Origin of the sequence: Kitasatospora sp. NPDC049258, assembly GCF_040678895.1 — a bacterium.
Lineage (GTDB): Bacteria > Actinomycetota > Actinomycetes > Streptomycetales > Streptomycetaceae > Kitasatospora.
This window is the reverse complement of the sequence record NZ_JBFAQT010000004.1, coordinates 172074-194496: the sequence shown is the minus strand read 5'-3', so window position 1 is coordinate 194496 and position 22423 is coordinate 172074. Positions and strand designations below refer to the sequence as shown.

The 22423-nt window shown below is 73.0% G+C and carries 21 protein-coding genes; 12 read left to right on the top strand and 9 right to left on the bottom strand.

The genetic code is table 11. From position 1 onward, the window contains the following. Positions 1-17: 17 nt before the first annotated feature. A complete protein-coding gene (locus AB0K43_RS05640) occupies positions 18-863 on the bottom strand; it encodes an SAM-dependent methyltransferase (protein WP_363636087.1) in 846 nt (281 codons plus the stop codon). A 110-nt stretch (positions 864-973) separates the two neighbouring features. Further along, a complete protein-coding gene (locus tag AB0K43_RS05635; protein ID WP_363636292.1) occupies positions 974-1741 on the bottom strand; it encodes a GntR family transcriptional regulator in 768 nt (255 codons plus the stop codon). 273 nt (positions 1742-2014) lie between these two features. On the opposite strand from AB0K43_RS05635, the gene AB0K43_RS05630 reads away from it, so the two are divergent. The 9 genes from AB0K43_RS05630 (at position 2015) to AB0K43_RS05590 (ending at position 11795) form a co-directional block, all read left to right on the top strand. Further along, positions 2015-3184, top strand: coding sequence for an ABC transporter substrate-binding protein (locus AB0K43_RS05630; protein ID WP_363636085.1), 1170 nt, complete (start codon positions 2015-2017; stop codon positions 3182-3184). Positions 3185-3330: 146 nt separating this feature from the next. Further along, a complete protein-coding gene (locus tag AB0K43_RS05625) occupies positions 3331-4155 on the top strand; it encodes an ABC transporter permease (protein WP_363636290.1) in 825 nt (274 codons plus the stop codon). A 14-nt stretch (positions 4156-4169) separates the two neighbouring features. After that, positions 4170-4982 carry an ABC transporter permease subunit gene (locus AB0K43_RS05620; RefSeq protein ID WP_363636288.1) on the top strand — a complete coding sequence of 271 codons (813 nt, stop codon included), beginning with the start codon at positions 4170-4172 and terminating at the stop codon, positions 4980-4982. A gap of 21 nt (positions 4983-5003) precedes the next feature. Beyond that, positions 5004-6089: an ABC transporter ATP-binding protein gene (locus tag AB0K43_RS05615; RefSeq protein WP_363636083.1), complete on the top strand. Its 1086-nt coding sequence runs from the start codon at positions 5004-5006 to the stop codon at positions 6087-6089. Between the two features lie 29 nt (positions 6090-6118). Continuing rightward, the gene (locus AB0K43_RS05610; RefSeq protein ID WP_363636081.1) at positions 6119-6793 is read left to right on the top strand and encodes an HAD family phosphatase; all 675 of its coding nucleotides are present in this window, start codon (positions 6119-6121) and stop codon (positions 6791-6793) included. Beyond that, positions 6793-7113, top strand: coding sequence for a multidrug efflux SMR transporter (locus AB0K43_RS05605; protein ID WP_363636079.1), 321 nt, complete (start codon positions 6793-6795; stop codon positions 7111-7113). Before AB0K43_RS05610 ends, AB0K43_RS05605 begins: the two co-directional genes overlap by 1 nt. Positions 7114-7303: 190 nt before the next feature. After that, complete coding sequence (locus AB0K43_RS05600) at positions 7304-8722, top strand: endonuclease/exonuclease/phosphatase family protein (protein ID WP_363636077.1); 1419 nt, start codon at positions 7304-7306, stop codon at positions 8720-8722. Between the two features lie 11 nt (positions 8723-8733). Next, positions 8734-10695: a phosphocholine-specific phospholipase C gene (locus tag AB0K43_RS05595; protein WP_363636075.1), complete on the top strand. Its 1962-nt coding sequence runs from the start codon at positions 8734-8736 to the stop codon at positions 10693-10695. Positions 10696-10832: 137 nt separating this feature from the next. Beyond that, complete coding sequence (locus tag AB0K43_RS05590) at positions 10833-11795, top strand: bile acid:sodium symporter (RefSeq protein WP_363636074.1); 963 nt, start codon at positions 10833-10835, stop codon at positions 11793-11795. Positions 11796-11797: 2 nt separating this feature from the next. Here AB0K43_RS05590 and AB0K43_RS05585 read toward each other — a convergent pair whose 3' ends face one another. Beyond that, the gene (locus AB0K43_RS05585) at positions 11798-12457 is read right to left on the bottom strand and encodes a class I SAM-dependent methyltransferase (RefSeq protein ID WP_363636072.1); all 660 of its coding nucleotides are present in this window, start codon (positions 12455-12457) and stop codon (positions 11798-11800) included. Positions 12458-12633: 176 nt separating this feature from the next. On the opposite strand from AB0K43_RS05585, the gene AB0K43_RS05580 reads away from it, so the two are divergent. Together AB0K43_RS05580 and AB0K43_RS05575 are read left to right on the top strand one after the other, a co-directional pair. Then, on the top strand, positions 12634-14070 hold the full coding sequence (locus tag AB0K43_RS05580) for a hypothetical protein (protein ID WP_363636070.1): 1437 nt from the start codon (positions 12634-12636) through the stop codon (positions 14068-14070). A 26-nt stretch (positions 14071-14096) separates the two neighbouring features. Further along, on the top strand, positions 14097-16067 hold the full coding sequence (locus tag AB0K43_RS05575) for a phosphocholine-specific phospholipase C (protein WP_363636068.1): 1971 nt from the start codon (positions 14097-14099) through the stop codon (positions 16065-16067). A gap of 73 nt (positions 16068-16140) precedes the next feature. On the opposite strand, the gene AB0K43_RS05570 is transcribed toward AB0K43_RS05575, so the two are convergent. The 4 genes from AB0K43_RS05570 to AB0K43_RS05555 form a co-directional block, all read right to left on the bottom strand. Further along, positions 16141-17364 (bottom strand): glycoside hydrolase family 3 N-terminal domain-containing protein, encoded by a 1224-nt coding sequence (locus AB0K43_RS05570; protein ID WP_363636066.1) that lies wholly within the window; start codon positions 17362-17364, stop codon positions 16141-16143. An 85-nt stretch (positions 17365-17449) separates the two neighbouring features. Continuing rightward, positions 17450-17593, bottom strand: coding sequence for a hypothetical protein (locus AB0K43_RS05565; RefSeq protein ID WP_363636064.1), 144 nt, complete (start codon positions 17591-17593; stop codon positions 17450-17452). Positions 17594-17679: 86 nt separating this feature from the next. Beyond that, positions 17680-18357: a YdcF family protein gene (locus AB0K43_RS05560; RefSeq protein ID WP_363636062.1), complete on the bottom strand. Its 678-nt coding sequence runs from the start codon at positions 18355-18357 to the stop codon at positions 17680-17682. Between the two features lie 63 nt (positions 18358-18420). Further along, entirely contained in the window at positions 18421-19620 is a 1200-nt protein-coding gene (locus AB0K43_RS05555) for an NAD(P)/FAD-dependent oxidoreductase (protein ID WP_363636060.1), read from the bottom strand. Positions 19621-19765: 145 nt separating this feature from the next. Here AB0K43_RS05555 and AB0K43_RS05550 point away from each other — a divergent pair, with 145 nt between their 5' ends. Continuing rightward, positions 19766-20371 carry a TetR family transcriptional regulator gene (locus AB0K43_RS05550; protein WP_363636058.1) on the top strand — a complete coding sequence of 202 codons (606 nt, stop codon included), beginning with the start codon at positions 19766-19768 and terminating at the stop codon, positions 20369-20371. Positions 20372-20476: 105 nt separating this feature from the next. Here the strand turns inward: AB0K43_RS05550 and AB0K43_RS05545 are convergent, their stop codons facing one another. Continuing rightward, positions 20477-21151, bottom strand: a complete 675-nt coding sequence (locus AB0K43_RS05545; protein WP_363636056.1) for a phosphonatase-like hydrolase — start codon at positions 21149-21151, stop codon at positions 20477-20479. An 11-nt stretch (positions 21152-21162) separates the two neighbouring features. Further along, positions 21163-22284 carry a TIGR03364 family FAD-dependent oxidoreductase gene (locus AB0K43_RS05540; RefSeq protein WP_363636054.1) on the bottom strand — a complete coding sequence of 374 codons (1122 nt, stop codon included), beginning with the start codon at positions 22282-22284 and terminating at the stop codon, positions 21163-21165. Positions 22285-22423 lie beyond the last annotated feature (139 nt).

The window sequence follows — 22423 nt, the reverse complement described above, 5'->3', positions numbered from 1 at the left end:
CGGGGGAAGCCCGGCGGCTACTTCTTGCGGGCGACCGCGCCCCAGTAGTAGGCGGCGGTCGGATCGGCCGGCGGCTCGCCGTCCGGGCGCCAGGCCATCACCGGGGAGACGCCGGGCTCCAGCAGCTCCCAGCCGTCGAAGAACCGGGTGACCTCCTCGCGGGTGCGCGGCACCAGCGTCATCCCGCCCCGGGTGGCGGCCTCGGCCACCGTGGCCACGGTCGCCGGGTCGAAGTCCTGGGTGGGGTGGGTGAGCGCGATGCAGCTGCCGGACGGGAGCGCGTCGCGCAGCTCGGCCACCTTGCCCCAGGGGTCGTCCTCGTCGGCGACCAGCATCAGCACGGCGATCAGCAGCAGGCCGACCGGCCGGTCGAGGTCGAGCGTGGAGGTCAGCTCCGGGTCGGCCAGCAGCTCGGCCGGCTTGCGCAGGTCGGCGTGGATGTAGGTGGTGCGGCTGCCCTCGGTGCTCACCATCAGCGCCCGGGCGTGGGCCAGCACGATCGGGTCGTTGTCGACGTACACCACGCGGGTGCCGGGGCTGACGGCCTCGGCGATGTCGTGGGTGTTGGGCGAGGTCGGGATGCCGGTGCCGAGGTCGAGGAACTGGCGGATGCCGAGCTCCTGGGCCAGGTAGCGCACGGCGCGGCCCTGGAAGGCCCGGTTCTCCTTGGCCATCGCCCGGATGCTCGGGATGGCCTCCTCGAAGGCCTGCCCCATCGCCCGGTCGGGGGCGAAGTTGGTCTTCCCGCCCAGCCAGTAGTCGTACACCCGGGCCGAGTGGGGTGCGCCGGTGTCGACACCCAGGCGCGCCCACTCGCCCTGCTCGCTCGCGTGCTGGTCGGACTCATCCTGACGTGACGTCATGGCGGCATCCCCTAAAGGCAGATCATCAGACTGACCGTCAGCCTAACGCCACCGCACCGGAACACCGGCCGGCCGCGCCCGCCCGATCGTGCACGCAGACACCCGCCGGGTCAGTCGCTCTCCCGGGCGTGGCGGGAGAGTGCCGAGGCCGCCAGCGAGTTGTGCACGCTGAAGGCCACCGTGCCGGGCAGGTAGCGGTCCTGGGACCACTCCACCGGGGTGCCGGTCGGGTCGGTGGTGCGGCGGCGCTCGCGCAGCAGCGGGCTGCCGCGGCGGCAGCCCAGCAGCCGGGCGTCGTCGGCGTTGGCGGCGACCACGTCGATGGTGTGGTCGGCGTCGGTGAACAGGATGCCGTGCTCCCGCAGCGGCTCGGTGTGCGAGACCACGTCGGCGGGCAGTTCGGCCACCAACTCGCCGACCCGGGGCGGGTACACGGTGCGCTCGACCATCACCGGGGTGCCGGACAGGGTGCGCAGCCGGAGCGTCACGTACACCTCGGTGCCCGGCTCCAGCCGCAGGTGCTCGCGCTCGGCGGCGTCGGCCGGGCGGCGGATCAGCGACTCCAGCCGGCCGCCGGGCTCCTCCCCCATGGAGCGGGCCCAGTGGGTGAAGCTGAGCAGCTCCGAGAAGCTCTGCACCCGCGCGGTGCCGAGCACCACCCGGCGGGTGCCGCGACGCGAGGTGACCAGGCCGTCGGCCCTGAGCATCGCCAGGGCCTGCCGGACGGTGCCCCGGGAGACCCCGTACTGCTCGGCCAGCGCGCCTTCGGCCGGCAGCCGGCCGGCCTCTCCGAAGCTGCCGGAGGTGATCGCTTCGCGCAGGTCGGCGGCCACCTTGCGGTACAGCGAGCCGGCGGCGCGGTCCTGGTCCAGTGCCACGTCAGTCAAGGTCCCTCCTGGGGCGGCGGCCCGGGCAGTGGTGTCGCGCGGGACGCCACCGACTGTAGCCGCTGCGGATCTCCGTGGACGGACGGGATTCGACCGTTCCAGCAGCCGCCCCCTGTTCTGGGGCGTCCGTTCACCTTCCCGTCACCGGACTGGGGCGTACTTACCCCCGTCAGCACAAGTTGGCCAGCCAACTTGGCTCAGCGTCAGCTGACCCCACCTTCGCGAACTCTCCCCGCCTGTTCACCTCATTCAGGAGAACCACCCGTGACCGTGTACCGCCCTCGTGCCGCCGCCCTCGCGGCCGTGCTGACCGCCGCCGCCCTCTCCCTGACCGCCTGCGGCTCGGCGGGGACCTCCGCCAAGTCCGGTGACACCGCCGCCGGCGCGAAGAAGGAGGCCAAGGACGCCACCTCGGCCGCGGACCTCGGCGGCATGGACGCCCTGGTCGCCGCCGCCAAGAAGGAGGGCAAGCTGCACGTCATCACGCTGCCCAAGGACTGGGCGAACTACGGCAAGATCATGGACTCGTTCAAGGCCAAGTACGGCATCGAGATCGAGGACGAGAACCCGGACGGCTCCAGCCAGGACGAGATCAACGCGATCACGTCGCGCAAGGGCCAGGACCGCGCCCCCGACGTGGTCGACCTGGGCAGCGCCTTCGCGGTGTCCGCGGCCAAGGACGGCCTGCTCGCCCCCTACAAGGTGGCCAACTTCGACAAGGTCCCGGCCACCATGAAGGAGGCCACCGGCCTCACGGTCAACGACTACGGCGGCTACATCTCGATCGGCTGCGACGCCAAGGCGATCCCGGTCTGCCCGAAGACCTTCGCCGACCTGCTCAAGCCCGAGTACAAGGGCAAGGTCGCGCTGAACGGCAACCCGACCAAGTCCGGCTCGGCCTTCGGCGGCGTCTACGCCGCGGCCCTGGCCAACGGCGGTTCGCTGGACAACATCCAGCCCGGCATCGACTTCTTCGCGAAGCTGAAGCAGAGCGGCAACTTCGTGCCGGTCGAGTCCACCCCGGCCACCGTCGAGAAGGGCGAGACCCCGATCTCGATCGACTGGTCCTACCTGAACGCGGGCTACACCGACGAGTTCAAGGGCAAGGGCATCGACTGGCAGGTCGCCGTCCCCGCCGACGGCTCCTACGCCCAGTACTACAACCAGGCCATCAACAAGATGGCCCCGCACCCGGCGGCCGCCCGCCTGTGGCAGGAGTACCTCTTCAGCGCCGAGGGCCAGAACCTCTTCCTGGGCGGCTACGCCACCCCGTCGCTGTTCGACGCGCTGAAGAAGGACGGCACCCTCGACACCGCGGCCGCCGCCAAGCTGCCGGCCGTCGAGAAGCCCTTCACCACGTTCCCGACCCAGGACCAGATCACGGCCGCGAAGAAGGTCGTGACCGAGAACTGGGCCAAGGCGATCGCGGGCTGATCACAGACATGACCACGGCTCCCACCCCGGTGCCGACCCCGGCCGCCACTGACGAGTTCAGTGGCGGCCCCGGGGTGTCCGGCACCGCATCCCCCGCCCCCGCCCGCTCCCACGCCAAGCGCCGCGCCCCGCGCGGCGGTTCCTGGATGGCCACGCTCCCGCTGTTCGCCTTCTTCGTGATCGCCTTCGGCCTCCCGGCCGTCGCCATCGTGATCGGCGCCTTCACGGTCTCCAGCGACGCCGAGACCGGCGCCGGCAGCTTCACCACCGCCAACCTGACCGACTCGGTCTCCGGCGCGTACTGGACCGCCCTGCTGAGCAGCCTCAAGCTCTCCGCCCTCACCGCCCTGATCGGCACCCTGGTGGGCCTGCCGATCGCCCAGGCGGTGGTCACCTCCCGGTTCCGGATGCTGCGCGAGGCGGTGCTGACCGCCTCCGGCGTGCTCGCCAACTTCGGCGGCCTGCCGCTCGCCTTCGCCTTCGTGGCGACCCTGGGCAACGCCGGCGAGCTGACCAAGCTGTTCCACCTGACGGACCACGGCTGGACGCTGTACAGCTTCAGCGGCCTGAGCGTCGCCTACCTGTACTTCCTGATCCCGCTGATGGTCCTCACCATCACCCCCGCGCTGGACGGCCTGCGGCTGCAGTGGCGGGAGGCGGCCCAGAACAACCGGGCCACCGGGCTGCAGTACTGGCGCTTCGTCGCGCTGCCGATCCTGCTGCCCTCGCTGCTGGGCGGCTTCGTCCTGCTGTTCGGCAGCGCCTTCGCGGCGTACGCGACCGCCGCCGCCATGGTCGGCGCGACCGTGCCCCTGATCAGCCGCCAGATCGCCGACGCGCTGTCCGGCAACGTGCTGGTCGGCCAGGGCAACCTCGCGCTCGCCCTCAGCCTCGACATGATCATCGTCGCCGTCGTGGTGATGGCGATCTACCTGCCCCTCCAGCGCCGGAGCGCCCGATGGCTCAGCTGACCTCCCGCTCCCCGATGCGCCGACCGCGGCTCGGCCGCGGCCTCGTGCTGCTGGTGGCCGCGCTGTACTTCCTGATCCCGATGGGTGCCTCGATCTGGTTCTCCATCAGCGACAACAACGGCATCGGCTTCCAGGCCTACACCGGCCTGCTCGGCGCCGAGGGCTTCACCGACAGCCTCTGGCTGACCCTGAAGCTGGCGCTGGCCACCGTGGTGCTGCTCCTGCTGCTGCTGGTGCCGGCGATGATCGCCGCCCGGCTGGGCTCGCCCCGGCTGCGCACGATCCTGGAGGTGCTCTGCACCCTGCCGCTGGTGGTGCCGCCGGTGGCGCTCACCGCCGGCATGATCGGCGTGCTGCGCTGGGGCCCGGACTACCTGATGGACACGCCGTTCTTCCAGACCTTCGTGTTCGTCCAGCAGCCCGAGTTCCCGATCGTGCTGGTGCTCGCGTACGTGCTGATGGCCCTGCCGCTGGCGTACCGCGCCCTGGACGCCGGGCTGCGCTCGGTGGACGTCCGCACCCTGGTCGAGGCCGCCCGCAACTGCGGCGCCAGCTGGCCCCGCTCGGTCTTCACGGTGATCCTGCCCAACCTGCGCGGCGCGCTGCTCAACGCCTCCTTCCTGACCCTGGCGCTGGTGCTCGGAGAGTTCACCGCCGCCTCGATCCTCGGCTACCAGCCCTTCCCGGTCTGGATCTACGCCGTCGGCAACAGCCAGGGCCAGATGTCCGTCGCGGTCTCGGTGCTCAGCCTGCTGATCACCTGGGTGCTGCTGCTCCTGCTGGCCGCGGCCGGCCGCGAGCGCCGCCACAAGCCTGCCCACTCCTGAACCACCAGCGGAGAAACCCCCATGACCACGGTTACCGCCCCCGTTGCCGGCGTGCCGCTCGCACCCGACAGCGCGACCGTCGAATTCCGTTCGCTGCGCCGCTCGTTCGGCGCGACCACCGCGCTGGACGGGCTGGACCTCACGGTCCACCCCGGCGAGTTGCTGGCGCTGCTCGGCCCGTCCGGCTGCGGCAAGACCACCGCACTGCGGATCCTGGCCGGCTTCGAGCAGCACGACTCCGGCCAGGTCCTGGTCGACGGCGAGGACATCACCCGGATCCCGGCGCACCGCCGCGACGCGGGCATGGTCTTCCAGTCGTACAGCCTCTTCCCGCACCTCACCGCGGCCGACAACGTCGCCTTCGGCCTGCGGATGCGCGGCACCGGCAAGGCCGAGCGGCGCAAGCGCGCCAAGGAGCTGCTGGAGCTGGTCGGCCTGCCGCAGCACGCCGACCGCTACCCGCACCAGATGTCCGGCGGCCAGCAGCAGCGGATCGCGCTGGCCCGTGCGCTGGCCCTGCGGCCCCGGGTGCTGCTGCTGGACGAGCCGCTGTCCGCGCTGGACGCCAAGGTCCGGCTCAACCTCCGCGAGGAGATCCGCCGGCTGCAGCAGGAGCTCGGCATCACCACCCTGTTCGTGACCCACGACCAGGAGGAGGCGCTGTCGATGGCCGACCGGGTCGCCGTGCTGCGCTCGGGCCGCCTGGAGCAGTGCGCCACCCCGTCCGAGCTGTACGCGCGCCCGACCACCGCCTTCGTCGCGGAGTTCGTCGGCACCATGAGCCGGATCCCGGCCGTCCGGGCGCTCGACGGCGTCGAGGTGCTCGGCCGCCGCCACCAGGTGGACGGCGCCGTGCCCGCCGACGGGCAGCTGGACGTCCTGGTGCGACCGGAGAACGTCACCCTGGTGCCGGCCGCGCACGGCCGCGCCCAGGTGGTCGGCGCGTCCTTCCTGGGCGCGGTCACCCGGCTCACCGTCCGGCTGGCCGACGGGACCGCGGTCAAGGCCGACCTCGCCACCGAGCTCGCCGCCGGCCTGCCGATAGGCTCGACCGCCGACATCGCCCTGCCGGACCGCCCGGTACTCGTCGACCGCCGCGCGTCCTGACTCCTCCGATCTCCACCGAAGGTACCGCCATGCCTGCCCGCCCGACCCCCAGCCCCGCCGCCGTCCTGTTCGACATGGACGGCACCCTGGTCGACACCGAGCACCTCTGGTGGCAGTGCGCCGCCGAGCTCGCCGCCGAACTCGACCTCGTCCTGACCGACCGGGACCTGCCGGAGGTGCTCGGCCGCGCCGTCGAGCACACCGCCGCCCACCTGCACCGTGCCAGTGGCACCGCGCGGGCCGAGCAGGAGCTGGTCGAGCTGCTCAACGAGTCCTTCAGCGGCAAGGTCGCCGCCGAGGTGGTGCCGCGGCCCGGCGCGCTCGCGCTGCTGGCCGCGCTGCGGGACGCCGAGGTGCCCACCGCCCTGGTCTCCGCCTCCCCGCGCCGGGTGGTCGAGCTGGTGCTGAGCAGCATCGGCCGCCAGTGGTTCACCGTGACCCTGGCCGCCGAGGACACCGAGCGCACCAAGCCCGACCCGGCGCCGTACCTGGCCGCCGCCGAGCGGCTCGGCCTGGACCCGGCGGCCTGCGTGGCCGTCGAGGACACCCCGACCGGCGTCGCCTCCGCGCAGGCGGCCGGCTGCGCGGTGCTCGCGGTGCCCTCCACCGTCCCGATCCCGGCCGCCGAGCGGGTGACCCTGCTGGAGAGCCTCGAGCAGGCCGACCTGGCCCTGCTCGGACGGCTGACCGCCACCGTCGCCTGATGCCGTACCTGCTGCTCGCGCTGGCGATCGCCAGCGAGGTCTGCGCCACCAGCTGCCTGAAGCTCACCGAGGGCTTCAGCCGGCTGTGGCCGAGCCTGGGCGTGGGCGTCGGCTACGCCTTGTCGTTCCTGCTGCTCGGCCGGGCGCTGAAGCACATCCCGGTCTCGATCGCGTACGCGGTCTGGTCCGGCGCCGGCACCGCCGCGGTCGCCGCCATCGGCGTGCTCGCGTTCGGCGAGGTCCTGGGCCGGGCCCAGTGGGCGGGCATCGCCCTGATCGTCGTCGGCGTGGTCGTCCTCAATCTGCGCGGCGGCCACTGACCGTCCTCCGGGCGGGGTGCCCTTCGGGGCGCCCCGCCCGGCCGCTTGTTACCGGCCGTTAGTTCCGGGGACGCCCGACGGGGCGTCACGTCCCGTTCATCCGCAGTCCGCCAGGTCCCGACTGAATTGGCCCAGTTGTACAGCCAACTCGACTCAGCCGCGCGACCCCGGTGCGGCGGACAGGACCCCCGTGGCGACAGGATCCTCCCTCGTCCTCTCCACACCCTCCGGCCCCACCGAAGGCGACCGGCTCACCTTCCACTGGACCACCGACGCACCCGACGCCAAGAACTGGGTCGGCATCTACGACGGCAGCCGCCAGCCGGGCACCGGCTCCTCGCTGCTGTGGAAGTACACCCCCGCCGCCTCGGGCGACGTCCAGCTGGACACCTCGGCGCTGACCGGCGGCCCGTACACCGCGTACCTGCTCGCCAAGGACGGCTACGGCATCCTGGCGCAGAGCGCGCCGTTCAGCTTCAAGCCGCGGCCGATCGCCCCCCGCCCGCACAGCGCGGTGGACGCGCTGACCGCCACCACCGTGGCGCCGTCCGCCGCCTTCCGGATCAAGCTCGGCGGCCTGTGGATGCGCGGCACCGGCGCCCCGGTGTTCCGCAAGATCAGCGGTGACTCCTGGCTGTCCGTCGCCGCCGACGGCACCGTGACCGGCACCGCCCCGAACGCGGCCCTGGCCCGGCCGGCCGTGCTGACCGTCGGGGTCAAGGACCCGGCGGGCGCCACCGACACCATCACCGTGCAGGTGCCGGTCAACGCCCGCAAGCCGCAGCTGAAGACCGCCACCCTGAACCTCTGGAAGGCCGGCGCCGACGTCGAGGACGCGCTGGAGAAGCAGCTGCGGGTGGTGCTCACCCAGGGGCTGGACCTGGTCGCCCTGCAGGAGACCGCCGGCACCGGCGCCCAGGCGCTCGCCGACGCGCTCGGCTGGTACGCCTACCAGAGCGCCGCCAGCGTGGGCATCCTCAGCCGCTACCCGCTGACCGAGATCACCGCGGCCACCGCCGACCTGCCCGCCGCCGGCGCCACCGTGCAGCTGCCGGGCAACCGCAGCCTGCGCTTCTGGGCGGCCCACCTGGACGAGGCCGACTACGGCCCGTACGCCGTTCAGGACGGCCGCACCGCCGGGGCCACCGTGGCGAGCGAGAGTGCCTCCGCCCGCGGCAGGCAGGCCCTCGCCCTGGCCGCGCTGGTCAAGGCCGACCTCGCCGCCCGCAAGCCCGTCGTCCTCGCCGCGGGTCTGGCCTCGCCCTCCCACCTGGACTGGACGCCCGCCACCGCGGCCGCGCACAGCGGCGTGATCGCGCTCAACTGGCCGGTCACGGTGGCCCTGCAGAACGCCGGGCTGACCGACGCCTTCCGCCTGGCCCACCCGGATCCGGCCGCCGCGCCCGGCAACACCTGGTCCGTCACCCGCACCCTGCGCGGCGGCAAGCCCGAGCCGCAGGACCGGATCGACCAGGTGCACTTCGCCGGGAAGCTCACCCTCGTCGAGGCCCACACCCTGGCCACCGGCTGGCCGCAGCCGGAGCCTGGCGCGGCCGCCAACGGCTGGCCCTCGGACACCGCCGCCGCCGTCGCCACCTTCACGATCTGAGAGGCCGACCGATGACTCCCCAGCTCAGCCGACGTACCTTCGTCTCGGCCACCGCCGCCGCGGGTGCGGCCACCGTGGTCGGCCTGTCCGGCGCCCCCGAGGCCGAGGCCAAGACCAAGCCCAGGTCCGGCACCGTGGCCGATGTGAAGCACGTGGTGATCCTCATGCAGGAGAACCGCTCCTTCGACCACTACTTCGGCACCCTGGCCGGCGTCCGCGGATTCGCCGACAAACAAGCCCTGCAATTCCCCGACGGCACCGACGTCTTCCGCCAACCCGACCCGAGCCGCACCGACGGCGCCGCCATGCTCCCCTACCGCATGGACACCACCAAATACAACGCCCAGAACGCCGGCGGCCTCGCCCACGACTGGGCCACCGGCCACCAAGCCATCAACAACAGCGCCATGAACAAATGGATCGCCGCCAAAGGCGAACGCACCATGGGCTACTTCAACCGCGAAGACATCCCCTACCAATACGCCCTCGCCGACGCCTTCACCCTCTGCGACGCCTACTTCTGCTCACTCGCCGGACCCACCGACCCCAACCGCCTCTACCTCTGGACCGGCACCAGCGGCCCCGGCCGCGACGGCACCACCGGCCCCTGGATCGACAACACCCCCGTCACCGACAACCCCGTCGCCGACTGGACCACCTACGCCGAACGCCTCCACAACGCCGGCATCACCTGGCGCGTCTACCACAACCCCAGCAAGGACGACCGCACCGGCGACTACGACGACAACGCCCTCTCCTACTTCAAACAATTCCACAACTACCCCACCACCGACCCCCGCTACATCAACGCCATGACCACATTCGACCCCACCACCTTCGACCGACACTGCAAGGACGGCACCCTCCCCACCGTCTCCTGGCTCGTCGCCCCCTACCTCTTCTCCGAACACCCCAACGCCGGCCCCGCCTACGGCGCCCACTGGGTCAACACCGCCCTCCAATCCCTCATGTCCAACCCCGACATCTGGCAACACACCGTCTTCCTCGTCATGTACGACGAGAACGACGGCTACTTCGACCACATGATCCCCCCCACCCCCGAACCCGGCACCCCCGAAGAATTCACCCAAGGCCGCCCCATCGGCCTCGGCAACCGCGTCCCCCTCTGGGTCGCCTCCCCCTGGTCCCGCGGCGGCTGGACCAACTCCCAAGTCTTCGACCACACCTCCGTCCTGCGATTCCTCGAAATCGTCACCGGAGTCCAAGAACCCAACATCAGCACCTGGCGCCGCACCACCTGCGGCGACCTCACCAGCTGCTTCGACTTCACCAAACCCGACTACACCATCCCCACCCTCCCCGACACCAACGCCCTCATGGCCAAAGCCGACGCCAACACCAACCTCCCCGCCGTCAAACTCCCCACCACCGGCACCCAAGCCCTCCCACCCCAAGAACCCGGCACCCGCCCCCACCGCAAACTCCCCTACGGCCCCGGCGCCGAGATCACCGTCGACCGCACCAGCGGCGTGGTCACCTGCACCATGACCAACACGGGCACCGCGGGTTTCCCGTACACGGTCTACCCGAACATCGCCTTCCCGTTCGCCGGCACCCCGTTCACCGTCGCCCCGGCCGCCAGCAAGACCTACACCTGGGACGCCGCCACCACCGACGGCCGCTACGACTTCACCGTCCACGGCCCGGACGGCTTCGTGCGCCGCTTCGCCGGCACCATCACCCGCACCGGCCAGGACGACACCCCCGTCCCCACGGTCGAGGCGATCGTCAACCGCAACAAGGTCGCGCTGCACCTGCACAACGACGGCGGCACGGAGGTGTCGTTCACCATCAGCCCGAACGACTTCGCCGGCACGGCACAGACCGTGTGGGTGGCCGCGAACAAGCAGGCCACCGTCAACTGGCCGCTCGACAACGGCCGCTACGACGTGACGGTGACCGCTGCCACCGGCACCCGCTTCGCCCGCCGCTACGCGGGCACGGTGCACTGACCCGGGCCACCCCGCACCGGGGCCCCGCCGGCCGGCCGCCGGCGGGGCCCCGCGCCCTTGCGCCGTATGATCGCCGCAGATCGGACGGACGACGGAGGCACGGCGATGGGCGGCACCCGGGCGCAGGATCCGGCGCGATGACCAGCGGCCCGGTCGAGCGGATGGAGCACCACCAGGTCGCCGTCTACCTGGCCGCGATGGCCCTCGGCGCGGTGCTGGGCACGGCCTTCCCGGCCGCCGGGCCGGGGCTGGAGCGGGCGGTCAACCCGGTGCTCGGCGCCCTGCTGTACGTGACCTTCCTCCAGGTGCCCGCCGCGGCGCTGCTCCGCTCGCTGCGCGGCGGCCGCTTCCTGTCGGCGGCGCTGGTGGTGAACTTCGCCGTCGTGCCGCTGGTGGTGGCCGCGATGTTCCCCTTCCTGCCGGACGACCGGGCGGTGCGGCTCGGGGTGCTGCTGGTGCTGCTCTGCCCCTGCGTCGACTATGTGATCGTCTTCAGCGGCCTGGCGGGCGGCGACAGCCGCCGGCTGCTGGCCGCGACCCCGGTGCTGCTGATCGTCCAGATGCTGCTGCTGCCGGTCTACCTGCTGCTGTTCCTGGGCGGCGGGCTCGGCGAGGTGGTGGCGGTCGGCCCGTTCCTGCGGGCCTTCGCCTTCCTGATCGTCACCCCGCTCGCGCTCGCCTGGGCCACCCAGGCCTGGGCCGCCCGCCGCGCCGCGGGCCGCCGCGCCGCCGCCGTGGCCGGCGCCGCGATGGTCCCGCTGATGGCCGCCACCTTGCTGGTCGTGGTCGCCTCGCAGCTACCCCGGCTCGGCGACAGCCTCTCCCGGATCGGCGCCGTGATCCCGGTCTATCTGCTGTTCCTGGTGGTGATGGCCTTCGCCGGCCGCGCGGTGGCCCGGCTGCTCCGCCTCGGCGCCCCCGCGGCCCGCGCCATCGTCTTCACCGGCGCCACCCGCAACTCGCTGGTGGTCCTGCCGCTCGCCCTCGCCCTGCCCCCGGGCCTCTCGGCGGCCGCCGCCGCGGTGGTCGCCCAGACCCTGGTCGAGGTGCTCGGCATGGTCGCGTACGTCCGCCTGGTGCCCCGGCTCGTCCCGGCCTGAGATCAGCGGCGGGCCAGCAGGGCGTACCGCTCGTCCGGGACCGGACCGCCCCACAGCTCCGCCAGCCCGCTCAACGGCTCGATCCGCACCTCCCGGACCAACGGCCGGACGGCCCCGGCCAGTTCCTCCGCCCGTACACCGCCCTGCCACGGCAGCGCCTCCGCCCCGGCCACGTACGGGACGCCGGCCTGCCCCGACTCCCGCCAGCGCCCCTCGACCAGCACCAGCCGACCCCCCGGTCGGAGCCGGTCGACCCAGGCCCGCAGGGCGAGACGGGGATCGGGCAAGGTCCACACCAGGTGCCGGCACAGGACCAGGTCGAACCGCTCCTCCCCGGTCGGCGGCGCGGCCGCGTCGCCGACCAGGAAGCGCCCCGCCAGACCGGCCGCCGCCAGCTTGCCGCGCGCCCGCTCCACCATCCGCGGCGCCAGGTCCACCCCGGTCACCCGGTGGCCGGATCCGGCCAGCAGCAGCGAGAGCGAGCCTGTCCCGCAGCCGACGTCGAGCACGTCCGCCGGCGCGGCCGGTGCCCAGGCCGCCAGCAGCCGGGCCCAGGCGGCCCTGGTCGGCTCGGCCCGCAGGCCGTGATCGGGCTCCTCGTCGAACGTCGGCGCGGCGGCGTCCCAGTAGTCGGCGATGGCGGCGGGGTTCGGATCGGTCATCGCACCAGCTTGGCAGCCGGCTCCGACAATCGCCCCGGGCGGCGCCACCCGGCTTGCCCTGCAAGGGAGTTACCGATCTCCACGACGGCCGGTCATGCCCTGTTCACGCCCCGTACGCGGCCCTTAGGGTCAATGGTCCTCCAGTTGTACGACCAACTTGACCCTGAAGGAACCCCGTGGCCACAGGCAGCACGCTCGCCCTCAGCTCCACCGGAAGTCCCACCGAGGGCGACAAACTCACCTTCCACTGGACCACCGACGCGCCCGACGCCAAGAACTGGGTCGGCATCTACGACGGGAGCAGGCAGCCGGGCACCGGCTCCTCGCTGCTGTGGAAGTACACCCCGGGCACCTCGGGCGACGTCCAGCTGGACACCTCGGCGCTGACCGGCGGCCCGTACACCGCCTACCTGCTCGCCAAGGACGGCTACGGCATCCTGGCCCGGAGCGCGCCGTTCACCTTCCGGCCGAAGCCCGCCGTCGCCCGCCCGCACGCGGTGGTCGACGTGCTCGCCGCCACCCCGGTGACCCCCGGTGCGGCGGTGAGCGTGAAGCTCGGCCGGCTCTGGATCCGCCCGGCGGGCAACCCGGCCGGCAGCCCCACCTTCCGCCGGATCGGCGGCGACTCCTGGCTCTCGGTCGCCGCGGACGGGACGGTCACCGGCACCGCCCCCGCCGCCCCGCTCGCCCACCCGGCCCTGGTCACCGTGGGCGTCAAGGACAGCGCGGGCGCCACCGACACCGTGGTCGTCCAGGTGCCGGTCATCGCCCCGACCGCTCCGCTGCGCCTCAAGGTCGCGGCCTGGAACCTCTGGGACGCCGGCATCCACATCACCGACGCGCTGGAGAAGCAGCTGCGGGTGGTGCTCACCCAGGGGCTGGACGCGCTCGCGCTGCAGGAGACCGCCGGCACCGGCGCCCAGGCACTGGCCGACGCGCTCGGCTGGTACGCCTACCAGAGCGCGGGCAGCGTGGGCATCCTCAGCCGCTACCCGCTGACCGCCGTCACGCCGGTCAGCGCCTCGCTGCCCGCCGCCGCGGCCACCCTCCAACTGCCCGGCGGCCGCCGGGTCCGGCTGTGGGCCGCGCACCTGAGCGAGACCGGCTACGGCCCGTACGCCGCCCAGGACGGCTCGACCGCCGCCCAGGTCGAGGCGGCCGAGAACGCCTCCGTCCGGCTCCAGCAGGCCAAGGCGCTGGCGACCGCCGTCCGGGCCGACCTGGACACCGGCACCGGCCTCGTGCTGGCCGCGGGTCTGGCCTCGCCCTCCCACCTGGACTGGACGGCCGCCACCGCCGCCGCGCACAGCGGGGTCGGCCCGGTCAGCTGGCCGGTGACGGTGGCCCTGCAGAACGCCGGGCTGACCGACGCCTTCCGCCTGGCCCACCCGGATCCGGCCGCCGCGCCCGGCAACACCTGGTCGCCGACCCGCAAGGTGCGGGGCAGCAAGCCCGAGCCGCAGGACCGGATCGACCAGGTGCAGTTCGGCGGCCCGATCACCCTCGTCGAGGCCCACACCCTGGCCACCGGCTGGCCGCAGGCCGACCCCAACACCGCCGCCAACGGCTGGCCCTCGGACACCGCCGCCGCCGTCGCCACCTTCACCCTCTGAACCTCCCCCACCGAGAGGCCTCCCCGATGTCCGATCTCTCCCGCCGCACCTTCGTCGGCGCCACCGCGGCGGCCGGCGCCGCCGCCGTCGTCGGCCTGCCGTCCGCCGCCGCCTCCGCCGCTCCCGCCGGCACCCCCGGCACCGCCGCCTCGGGCACCGTGGCCGATGTGAAGCACGTGGTGATCCTCATGCAGGAGAACCGCTCCTTCGACCACTACTTCGGCACCCTGGCCGGCGTCCGCGGATTCGCCGACAAACAAGCCCTGCAATTCCCCGACGGCACCGACGTCTTCCGCCAACCCGACCCGAGCCGCACCGACGGCGCCGCCATGCTCCCCTACCGCATGGACACCACCAAATACAACGCCCAGAACGCCGGCGGCCTCGCCCACGACTGGGCCACCGGCCACCAAGCCATCAACAACAGCGCCATGAACAAATGGATCGCCGCCAAAGGCGAACGCACCATGGGCTACTTCAACCGCGAAGACATCCCCTACCAATACGCCCTCGCCGACGCCTTCACCCTCTGCGACGCCTACTTCTGCTCACTCGCCGGACCCACCGACCCCAACCGCCTCTACCTCTGGACCGGCACCAGCGGCCCCGGCCGCGACGGCACCACCGGCCCCTGGATCGACAACACCCCCGTCACCGACAACCCCGTCGCCGACTGGACCACCTACGCCGAACGCCTCCACAACGCCGGCATCACCTGGCGCGTCTACCACAACCCCAGCAAGGACGACCGCACCGGCGACTACGACGACAACGCCCTCTCCTACTTCAAACAATTCCACAACTACCCCACCACCGACCCCCGCTACATCAACGCCATGACCACATTCGACCCCACCACCTTCGACCGACACTGCAAGGACGGCACCCTCCCCACCGTCTCCTGGCTCGTCGCCCCCTACCTCTTCTCCGAACACCCCAACGCCGGCCCCGCCTACGGCGCCCACTGGGTCAACACCGCCCTCCAATCCCTCATGTCCAACCCCGACATCTGGCAACACACCGTCTTCCTCGTCATGTACGACGAGAACGACGGCTACTTCGACCACATGATCCCCCCCACCCCCGAACCCGGCACCCCCGAAGAATTCACCCAAGGCCGCCCCATCGGCCTCGGCAACCGCGTCCCCCTCTGGGTCGCCTCCCCCTGGTCCCGCGGCGGCTGGACCAACTCCCAAGTCTTCGACCACACCTCCGTCCTGCGATTCCTCGAAATCGTCACCGGAGTCCAAGAACCCAACATCAGCACCTGGCGCCGCACCACCTGCGGCGACCTCACCAGCTGCTTCGACTTCACCAAACCCGACTACACCATCCCCACCCTCCCCGACACCAACGCCCTCATGGCCAAAGCCGACGCCAACACCAACCTCCCCGCCGTCAAACTCCCCACCACCGGCACCCAAGCCCTCCCACCCCAAGAACCCGGCACCCGCCCCCACCGCAAACTCCCCTACCGACCCTGGGCGGACGTGGCGGTGGACCGGAGCACCGGCACCGTCACCTGCACCATGACCAACTCCGGTACGGTGGCGTTCCCTTACACCGTGTACCCGAACATCGTCTTCGCCTTCGCGGGTACGCCGTTCACCGTCGCCGCGGGCACCGCCCAGACCTACACCTGGGACGCCGCCACCACCGACGGCCGCTACGACTTCACCGTCCACGGCCCCGACGGCTTCGTGCGCCGCTTCGCCGGCACCATCACCCGCACCGGCCAGGACGACACCCCCGTCCCCACGGTGACGGCCGCCCCGGGCAGCTCCTCGCTCACCCTCCAACTGGTCAACGACGGTGGGACGGAGACCTTCTTCACCGCCACCCCGAACGACTTCGCCGGCACGGCACAGACCGTCTGGGTCGCCCCGGGCAGCCGCACCACCCTCAGCTGGCCGCTCGACCAGGGGCGTTACGACGTCATCGTGACGGGCGGCAACGGCACCCGGTTCACCCGCCGCTACGCGGGCACCCTGCACTGACCCACCGGGCGGGTGGGCCGCGCCGCCGCCCACCCGCCACCTCGAGCAGCCGGCGCCTCAGGCGGCCGGCGCCTCAGTGCAGACCGGCGCGCAGGGCGGTGACCCGGTCGGCGGCCGCGGTGAATCCGGGCCGGTCGAGGGTCCCGGCGTCCAGCGCCGCGGCGAGGGCCGTGACCGCCTGGTCGCCCTGGGCGGTGTCGCGGGCGGAACAGAGCAGCAGGTCCATGCCCGCGGCGGCGGCCAGCACCGAGCGCTGGCCGGCGTTGCCGTAGGCGTTCAGCGCACCGGCCTCGATCGCGTCGGTGATGGTGACGCCCTGGTACCCGAGCCGCCCGCGCAGCTCCTGCTGGACGACGGTGGGCGACAGCCCGGCCGGGTTCTTCGGGTCCAGCGCCGGATAGATCGCCCAGGAGAGCATGATCATCCGCACCCCGGCGGCGATCGCGGGCGGGTACGGCACCTCGTCCACGGTGCGCAGCATGGTCAGGGACAGCGGCAGGGTGACCGGGCCGAGGTCGGTGTTCTGCCCGGCGGGTGCCGAGCCGAGCCCGGGGAAGTGCTTGGCGGTGGCCGCCACCCCGGCCTTCTGCTGGGCCTTGATGAAGGCCGTGCCGAGGTTGGCGACGGTCCTCGGGTTGCTGCTGTACGAGCGCTGGGTGGCGTCGATGAAGTTGCCCGGCTTGTCGTACACGTCGAGGACCGGGGCCAGGTTGACGTTCAGCCCGAGGCCGGTGAGGTTCTTGCCGGCGCCGGTGCCCGCGGTGCTCGCCGCGGCGGTCGGGTCGGGCGAGTGGCCGATCTGCTTGGCCGAGGGCACCGGTGCGCCGGGCAGCCGCTTGATCTTGCCGCCCTCCTGGTCCGTCATCAGCAGCAGAGGCTCCTTCACCGGGCTCTGCCGCTGGGCCGCCCGGAGCTGGTCGACGACCGCTGTGAGCTGAGCCGGGCCGGAGACGTTCTCGCCGAAGAACACCACCCCGGCGGCCTGGCCGGCGCGGATCGCGCGCAGCAGCGACTCGGGCGGGGTCAGGCCGGGGTAGGAGTAGATGACGCGCCGCCCGGCGAGCTGCTCGGCGCTCTGCGCCGGCGCTGTCGCCGCCGGGGTCGGGCTCGCCGTCGCCTCCGGGCTCGGGCTGGCCGGCGGGCTGGGCGTGGCGGTGGGCGTCGGGCTCTCCACCGAGGGCGACGGGGTCGGAGTGGCGGGCGCCGGGGACGGTCCGGCCGCCGTGGGCGGGGCGGAGGAGCAGGCGGAGAGCAGCAGCGCCAGACCGACGGCCACCCCCAGGACGCGCGAGGACACGGCCGCTCCCTTCTGCTCCGTCAGGCCGGAAGATCGTCTCCAGGCTAATCCGGGACGGTCCGGATGCGGCCGCCGCCGCGCGCGGTCACGGGGTGTTCTCGTACCAGCCCAGCGCGTCCTCTCCGGTCTCGTCCTCCGGCACCCCGTCGGCCCAGTTCGACGCCAGGTAGAGCAGTGCGGCGGTGATCCCGAGCGCCCACCAGCCCCAGCGCGGTATCCGTTCTCCCATGGGCCGAGCCTACGGCACCGCTGGGAGACAATCGGATGGCCGGTCATATCCTTTGCCGTACAGCGATGTTGATGATCGGCATCCCCTCACACCCGCGCGCCCACCAGCCAGCCCCGGAAGCCGTCGGCGACCAGCCTCCGGTACGCCTGGTGCACCCGATCCGGCACCTGCTGCTCGACGGCGAAGCCGCGGCGCGGGTACTCGATCACCCGCTGCAGGGTGCCGACCAGCTTCTCCACCACCAGTCGCGGGTCGCCGATGCCCGCCGCGTAGGCGTCCAGCCCGACCGGGGCCGACGCGCAGACCGGCTCGACCTCGGGCCAGCGTAGCCGGCAGGTCGCGTAGGCCCGCCGCTCCATGTACGGCATCGAGACCAGCATCAGCGACCGCACCGGCACCCCGGCCTCGGCCAGCACCCGCCGGGACAGCGTGAGGTTCTCCCCGGTGTGGCGGGCGGCCGGCTCCAGCAGGACGGCCTCGGCGGGCATCCCGAGCATCCGCGCCCGCGCCCCGAAGCCGGCGGCCTCCCCCTCCGGGAACCGCTCCGGCCAGGTCCGGTTGGCGCCCCCGCTGAACACCGCGACCGGGAACAGCCCCGCCCGGTACAGCTGCGCCGCCCGGTCGGCCACCCCGAGGTCGTGACTGCCGAGCACCACCGCCGCGTCGCACCGCCGTGCCGGGTGCCCCAGCCTGAGGTACTCCCAGAGCACCCGGGCGTCCGCCCACTGCCGGCCGCCGGGCGCCGACTCCTGACCGTCCGTCACATCCGCTCCCGGCTCGTCGCCACGGCCTCCCACGCTAGGCCGTGCCCGACGGTTCGCGTCGGATCAGCGCGCGGCCACCCCGGCCTCCCCCGGTCGGAGCGCTTCCGCGAAGGCCGCGAGGTGCTGCAGGGTGTGGGCCGTGGAGTCGGGGGAGAAGGCCCCGGCGAGCCCCTCGGCAGCTCCTTCGGCAGCTTCGGCGGCCCGGGGCAGCATGGTGGCCTCGTAGGCCCGGACGGCCGTGTCGAGCGTGTCCTCGGTGGCGATGCGCCCGGCGAGGTCGGCGGCGTCCAGCATGGCCAGGTTGGCCCCCATGCCGGAGAACGGTGACATCAGGTGGGCGGCGTCGCCGAGCAGGGTGACGCCCGGCGTGGTCGTCCAGGTGTGCGGGACCGGCAGGGCGAACAGCGGCCGGTCGACGAACCGGCCGTCGTTGTCGGTGATCAGGCGCAGCAGGACCGGGTCCCACCCGGCGAACTCCCGGACCAGCGCCGCACGGACGGCCCGGGCGTCCGCCAGGTCGAGGTGCTCGAACCGGCTGCGGTCCGCGCGCAGGCCGATGTGGAGGCGGATGCGGCGGTTGCCGTTGCGCTGGGCCAGCAGGCCCTTGCTGTCGGCCAGCGCCATCATGGTGCCCTCGCCGACGAGGGCGGAGAGCTCGGGGTGGCGCGTGTCGGCGTCGTCGAGCCAGGCTTCGACGAAGGTCACTCCGGTGTAGGCGGGGACGGCGTCCGACAGCAGGGCGCGCACCCGTGACCAGGCCCCGTCGGCCCCGATGACGAGGTCGGCGGTGCTCGTGGCGCCGTTGGCGAAGCACAGTCGGTGGGTGCCGTCGCCGAGCGGGACGACGGCCGTGAGGTGGTGGCCCCAGTGGACGGTGCCGGGGGCGAGGGAGTCCAGCAGCAGGCCGCGCAGCAGGCCCCGGTCGATCTCGGGCTTGTAGGCCTCCTCGGGCTCGGGAACGAGATCGAACAGCAGGGCGGCGTCACGACCGAGCAGGCGCATCTGCTGCCCCTCGGGGCGGGAGAGTTCGAGGAAGCGCTCCAGCAGGCCGGCCGCGCGCAGTGCGGCCTGTCCGGAGTCGGCCTGCATGTCCAGGGTGCCGCCCTGGGTGCGGGCGTCGGGCGAGCCGTCCCGGTCGAAGACGGTGACCGGGAGGCCGTACCGCTGGAGCACGCGGGCACAGGTCAGACCGCCGGGGCCGGCGCCGACGACGGCGATGCGGGGCGCGGCGGTGCGGGGCGTGGCGGTGGTGGCGGTGGGCATGGGTGCACTTCCGTTCGATTCTGCGGTCGGTGGCGCCAGGCGCGGCGGCGGCGCCGGGCCCGGCAGACCCAGAAGAGCACACTCGATACAAAAGTGCAACGACTCACCTTTTTAATCGAGTCAATCCAGCGCTAGAGTGATGCCCATGAGTGAGACGACGGGGCGCCGGGAGCGCAAGAAGGCCGCCACCCGCCAGGCGCTGGCCGATGCGGCCCTGGAGCTGTTCCTGGAGCGCGGCTACGACCAGGTCAGCGTCAAGGACGTCGCGGAGGCCGCCGACGTCTCCACCACGACGCTGTTCAAGCACTTCTCCGGCAAGGAGGCGCTGGTCTTCGACGAGGACGCCGACCAGGAGACCGCCCTGGTCGCGGCAGTGCGCGAGCGCCCGGCCGGCACGTCCGTCCCGGCCGCGCTGCGCGACCACCTGCTGGACCTGGACACCCGGGCCCGCGACAGCGACCCCCGCTTCCCCCGGTTCCTCCGGCTGACCGAGAGCACGCCGGCCCTGCGGGAGTACGCCCACCGGATGTGGATGCGCCACCAGACGGCCCTGGCGCACGCGATCGCCGCCGACATCGGCGCGCCCGAGGACGACGTGACCTGTGCGGCGCTCGCACGGTTCGCCCTCGAAGCGCCCAGCCTGGCCCGGAGCACGGCCGATCCGCGGCAGGCCGTCGAGCGCGTCTTCGAGCTGCTCGAACGGGGCTGGCCGACCGCCGCACGAGGGGGCACCGGGCCGGCACCCGGGTAGCCGCCGGGAACGGCCGCGCCCCGGCCGACGGCCCGGGAAGGGCGGTCGACCGGGGCGGCGGTCGGAGGTCGCGGCGGCGGCCGGCCCGCGACGGGCCGGCCGGCCTCAGCCCAGCAGGGCCGGCAGCTCGGCGATCGAAGCGAGCACGTGGGTGGCCCCGTCGGCCCGCAGGCGGTCCGCACCGTGGGCGCCGGTGAGCACGCCCGCCACCACCGGGGCCCCGGCCCGGGTGCCCGTGAGCATGTCGTAGCCGGTGTCACCGGCCACCGCGATCTGGCGGACCGAGTCCGTGCCGGTGCGCAGCAGCGCGGTCAGCGCGAGGTCCGGGTAGGGACGGCCGCGGCCGGCCTCGGCGGGGCACAGGGTCAGGTCGGCGATGCCCTGCCAGCCGAGGGCCGCCAGGATCCGGTCCTGGGTGGACCGGGAGAAGCCGGTGGTCAGTACGACCTTGCGACCGGCCGAGCGGAGTTGCTCGATCGCCTCGGCGGCGCCGGGCAGGGCGGCGCAGTGACCCGCGTCGACCAGGTCGTGGTAGGCCGCCTCGAAGGCCAGGTTGGCCTGCTGGGCCTTGGCCTCCTCACCGAACAGGTGCCGGAAGACGGAGATCTTGGACTCGCCCATGGTGACCCGGACGTGCTCCAGCATGCGGCCGTGCTCCGGGGTGCCGGACTCCACGCCCAGCGCGGCCGCGGCGGCGTCGAAGGCCCGCTCGACCAGGCCGTCGTCGGCCACGGTGGTGCCGGCCATGTCCAGGACGACCAGGCGGATGTCGTTGCTCATGTGGATTGCCCTTACAGGTTGGCGAGTTGTGCGGTGGTCTCGGCGATCGCCGGGGAACAGGTCATGCCGCGGCCGCCGGGGCCGGTGACCAGCCAGACGGCGTCGCTCAGCTGCTCGCGGTGCACCACCCGGGTGGTGTCGGTGCACTGCGCGTACACCCCGGCCCAGCGGCGGCGGATCCGCGGCAGCGGACGGCCGAGCAGTTCCTCGGCGACGGCGGTGAGGTGCTCGTACGGCTCCTCGTCGACGTCGAAGCCGAACGGCTGGTCGTACTCGTGGGTGTCGCCGATGGTCAGGCCGCCGTGCTCGCGCTGGACCATCAGCAGCTGCATCTTGTGCTCGGCGGCGACCGGCAGCTGCGGCCGGGCGGCCTTGAGCGCCTCCAGCGCGGGGCCGGCGAAGGCGGGGTAGTAGCGGAAGCTGTCGCCGTCGGCGACCGAGGTGGTGAGCGGCTCGTCCAGCGGGTCGGTCTGCATCATCTGCAGTCGCACCCGGCGGACCGGCAGCTCGGGGGCCAGCTCGCGGACCAGGCCGCCGAGCCAGGCGCCGGTGCAGAGGATCACCAGGTCGCCCTGGTGCAGCTGCCCGTGGTCGTCGCGCACCGCGCTGGAGCCGACCACCTCACGGACCTCGCGCCCGGGCAGGAAGGTGTACCGGCCGGAGGCCGCCAGCTCGGCCCGCAGCGCGGGCTGGGCGAGCCGGGGCTCGACCGCCGCGTCCCGCTCACACCACAGGCCGCCCAGGAAGTCGCCGCGCAGCGCGGGGTTGGCCGCCCGCACCTCGTCGGCGCCGAGCAGCCGATAGCCGCGCTCGGCGGCGTCCGGGAGCTTCAACGCCTGTTCGGCGACGGCGAGTTCCTCCTGGCTGCGGACCAGGGTGAGCGAGCCGTTGGCGCGGAAGTGCAGCCCGGGGACCCGCTCCCCGATCGTCTCCCACAGCTCCCGGGCGCGCAGCGCGGTGGCGAGCTCCTCGCCACCGGCCCGGCCGCTGACCCAGACCAGGCCGAAGTTGCGCACCGAGGCGCCACGCGCCTCGGCCTCGCGCTCGATGTGGACCACCTCATGGCCGCGCTCGACGGCCTGCCAGGCGTGCATGGTGCCCAGCACGCCTGCTCCTACCACGATGACTCTCATACGGACAGGCTCCGGCGGCCAGGTGACGGGAGGTGGTCCAGCCGGGGTCCCGGAGATGAACCGCCTGGCAAAAGTTGTACAGACAACATGAGGCCGACCCCCGGCAGATCCCCCACGGATCCCCGGATCGGCGCCGGAG

Excerpts from the sequence above, each read along its gene's own strand:
- AB0K43_RS05610 (WP_363636081.1), top strand. The coding sequence starts at position 6,119 with ATGCCTGCCCGCCCGACCCCCAGCCCCGCCGCCGTCCTGTTCGACATG.
- AB0K43_RS05590 (WP_363636074.1), top strand. The coding sequence starts at position 10,833 with ATGACCAGCGGCCCGGTCGAGCGGATGGAGCACCACCAGGTCGCCGTC.
- AB0K43_RS05540 (WP_363636054.1), bottom strand. The coding sequence starts at position 22,284 with ATGAGAGTCATCGTGGTAGGAGCAGGCGTGCTGGGCACCATGCACGCC.
- AB0K43_RS05605 (WP_363636079.1), top strand. The coding sequence starts at position 6,793 with ATGCCGTACCTGCTGCTCGCGCTGGCGATCGCCAGCGAGGTCTGCGCC.
- AB0K43_RS05555 (WP_363636060.1), bottom strand. The coding sequence starts at position 19,620 with ATGCCCACCGCCACCACCGCCACGCCCCGCACCGCCGCGCCCCGCATC.
- AB0K43_RS05575 (WP_363636068.1), top strand. The coding sequence starts at position 14,097 with ATGTCCGATCTCTCCCGCCGCACCTTCGTCGGCGCCACCGCGGCGGCC.
- AB0K43_RS05615 (WP_363636083.1), top strand. The coding sequence starts at position 5,004 with ATGACCACGGTTACCGCCCCCGTTGCCGGCGTGCCGCTCGCACCCGAC.
- AB0K43_RS05640 (WP_363636087.1), bottom strand. The coding sequence starts at position 863 with ATGACGTCACGTCAGGATGAGTCCGACCAGCACGCGAGCGAGCAGGGC.
- AB0K43_RS05565 (WP_363636064.1), bottom strand. The coding sequence starts at position 17,593 with ATGGGAGAACGGATACCGCGCTGGGGCTGGTGGGCGCTCGGGATCACC.
- AB0K43_RS05545 (WP_363636056.1), bottom strand. The coding sequence starts at position 21,151 with ATGAGCAACGACATCCGCCTGGTCGTCCTGGACATGGCCGGCACCACC.
- AB0K43_RS05550 (WP_363636058.1), top strand. The coding sequence starts at position 19,766 with ATGAGTGAGACGACGGGGCGCCGGGAGCGCAAGAAGGCCGCCACCCGC.
- AB0K43_RS05595 (WP_363636075.1), top strand. The coding sequence starts at position 8,734 with ATGACTCCCCAGCTCAGCCGACGTACCTTCGTCTCGGCCACCGCCGCC.
- AB0K43_RS05585 (WP_363636072.1), bottom strand. The coding sequence starts at position 12,457 with ATGACCGATCCGAACCCCGCCGCCATCGCCGACTACTGGGACGCCGCC.
- AB0K43_RS05620 (WP_363636288.1), top strand. The coding sequence starts at position 4,170 with ATGCGCCGACCGCGGCTCGGCCGCGGCCTCGTGCTGCTGGTGGCCGCG.
- AB0K43_RS05625 (WP_363636290.1), top strand. The coding sequence starts at position 3,331 with ATGGCCACGCTCCCGCTGTTCGCCTTCTTCGTGATCGCCTTCGGCCTC.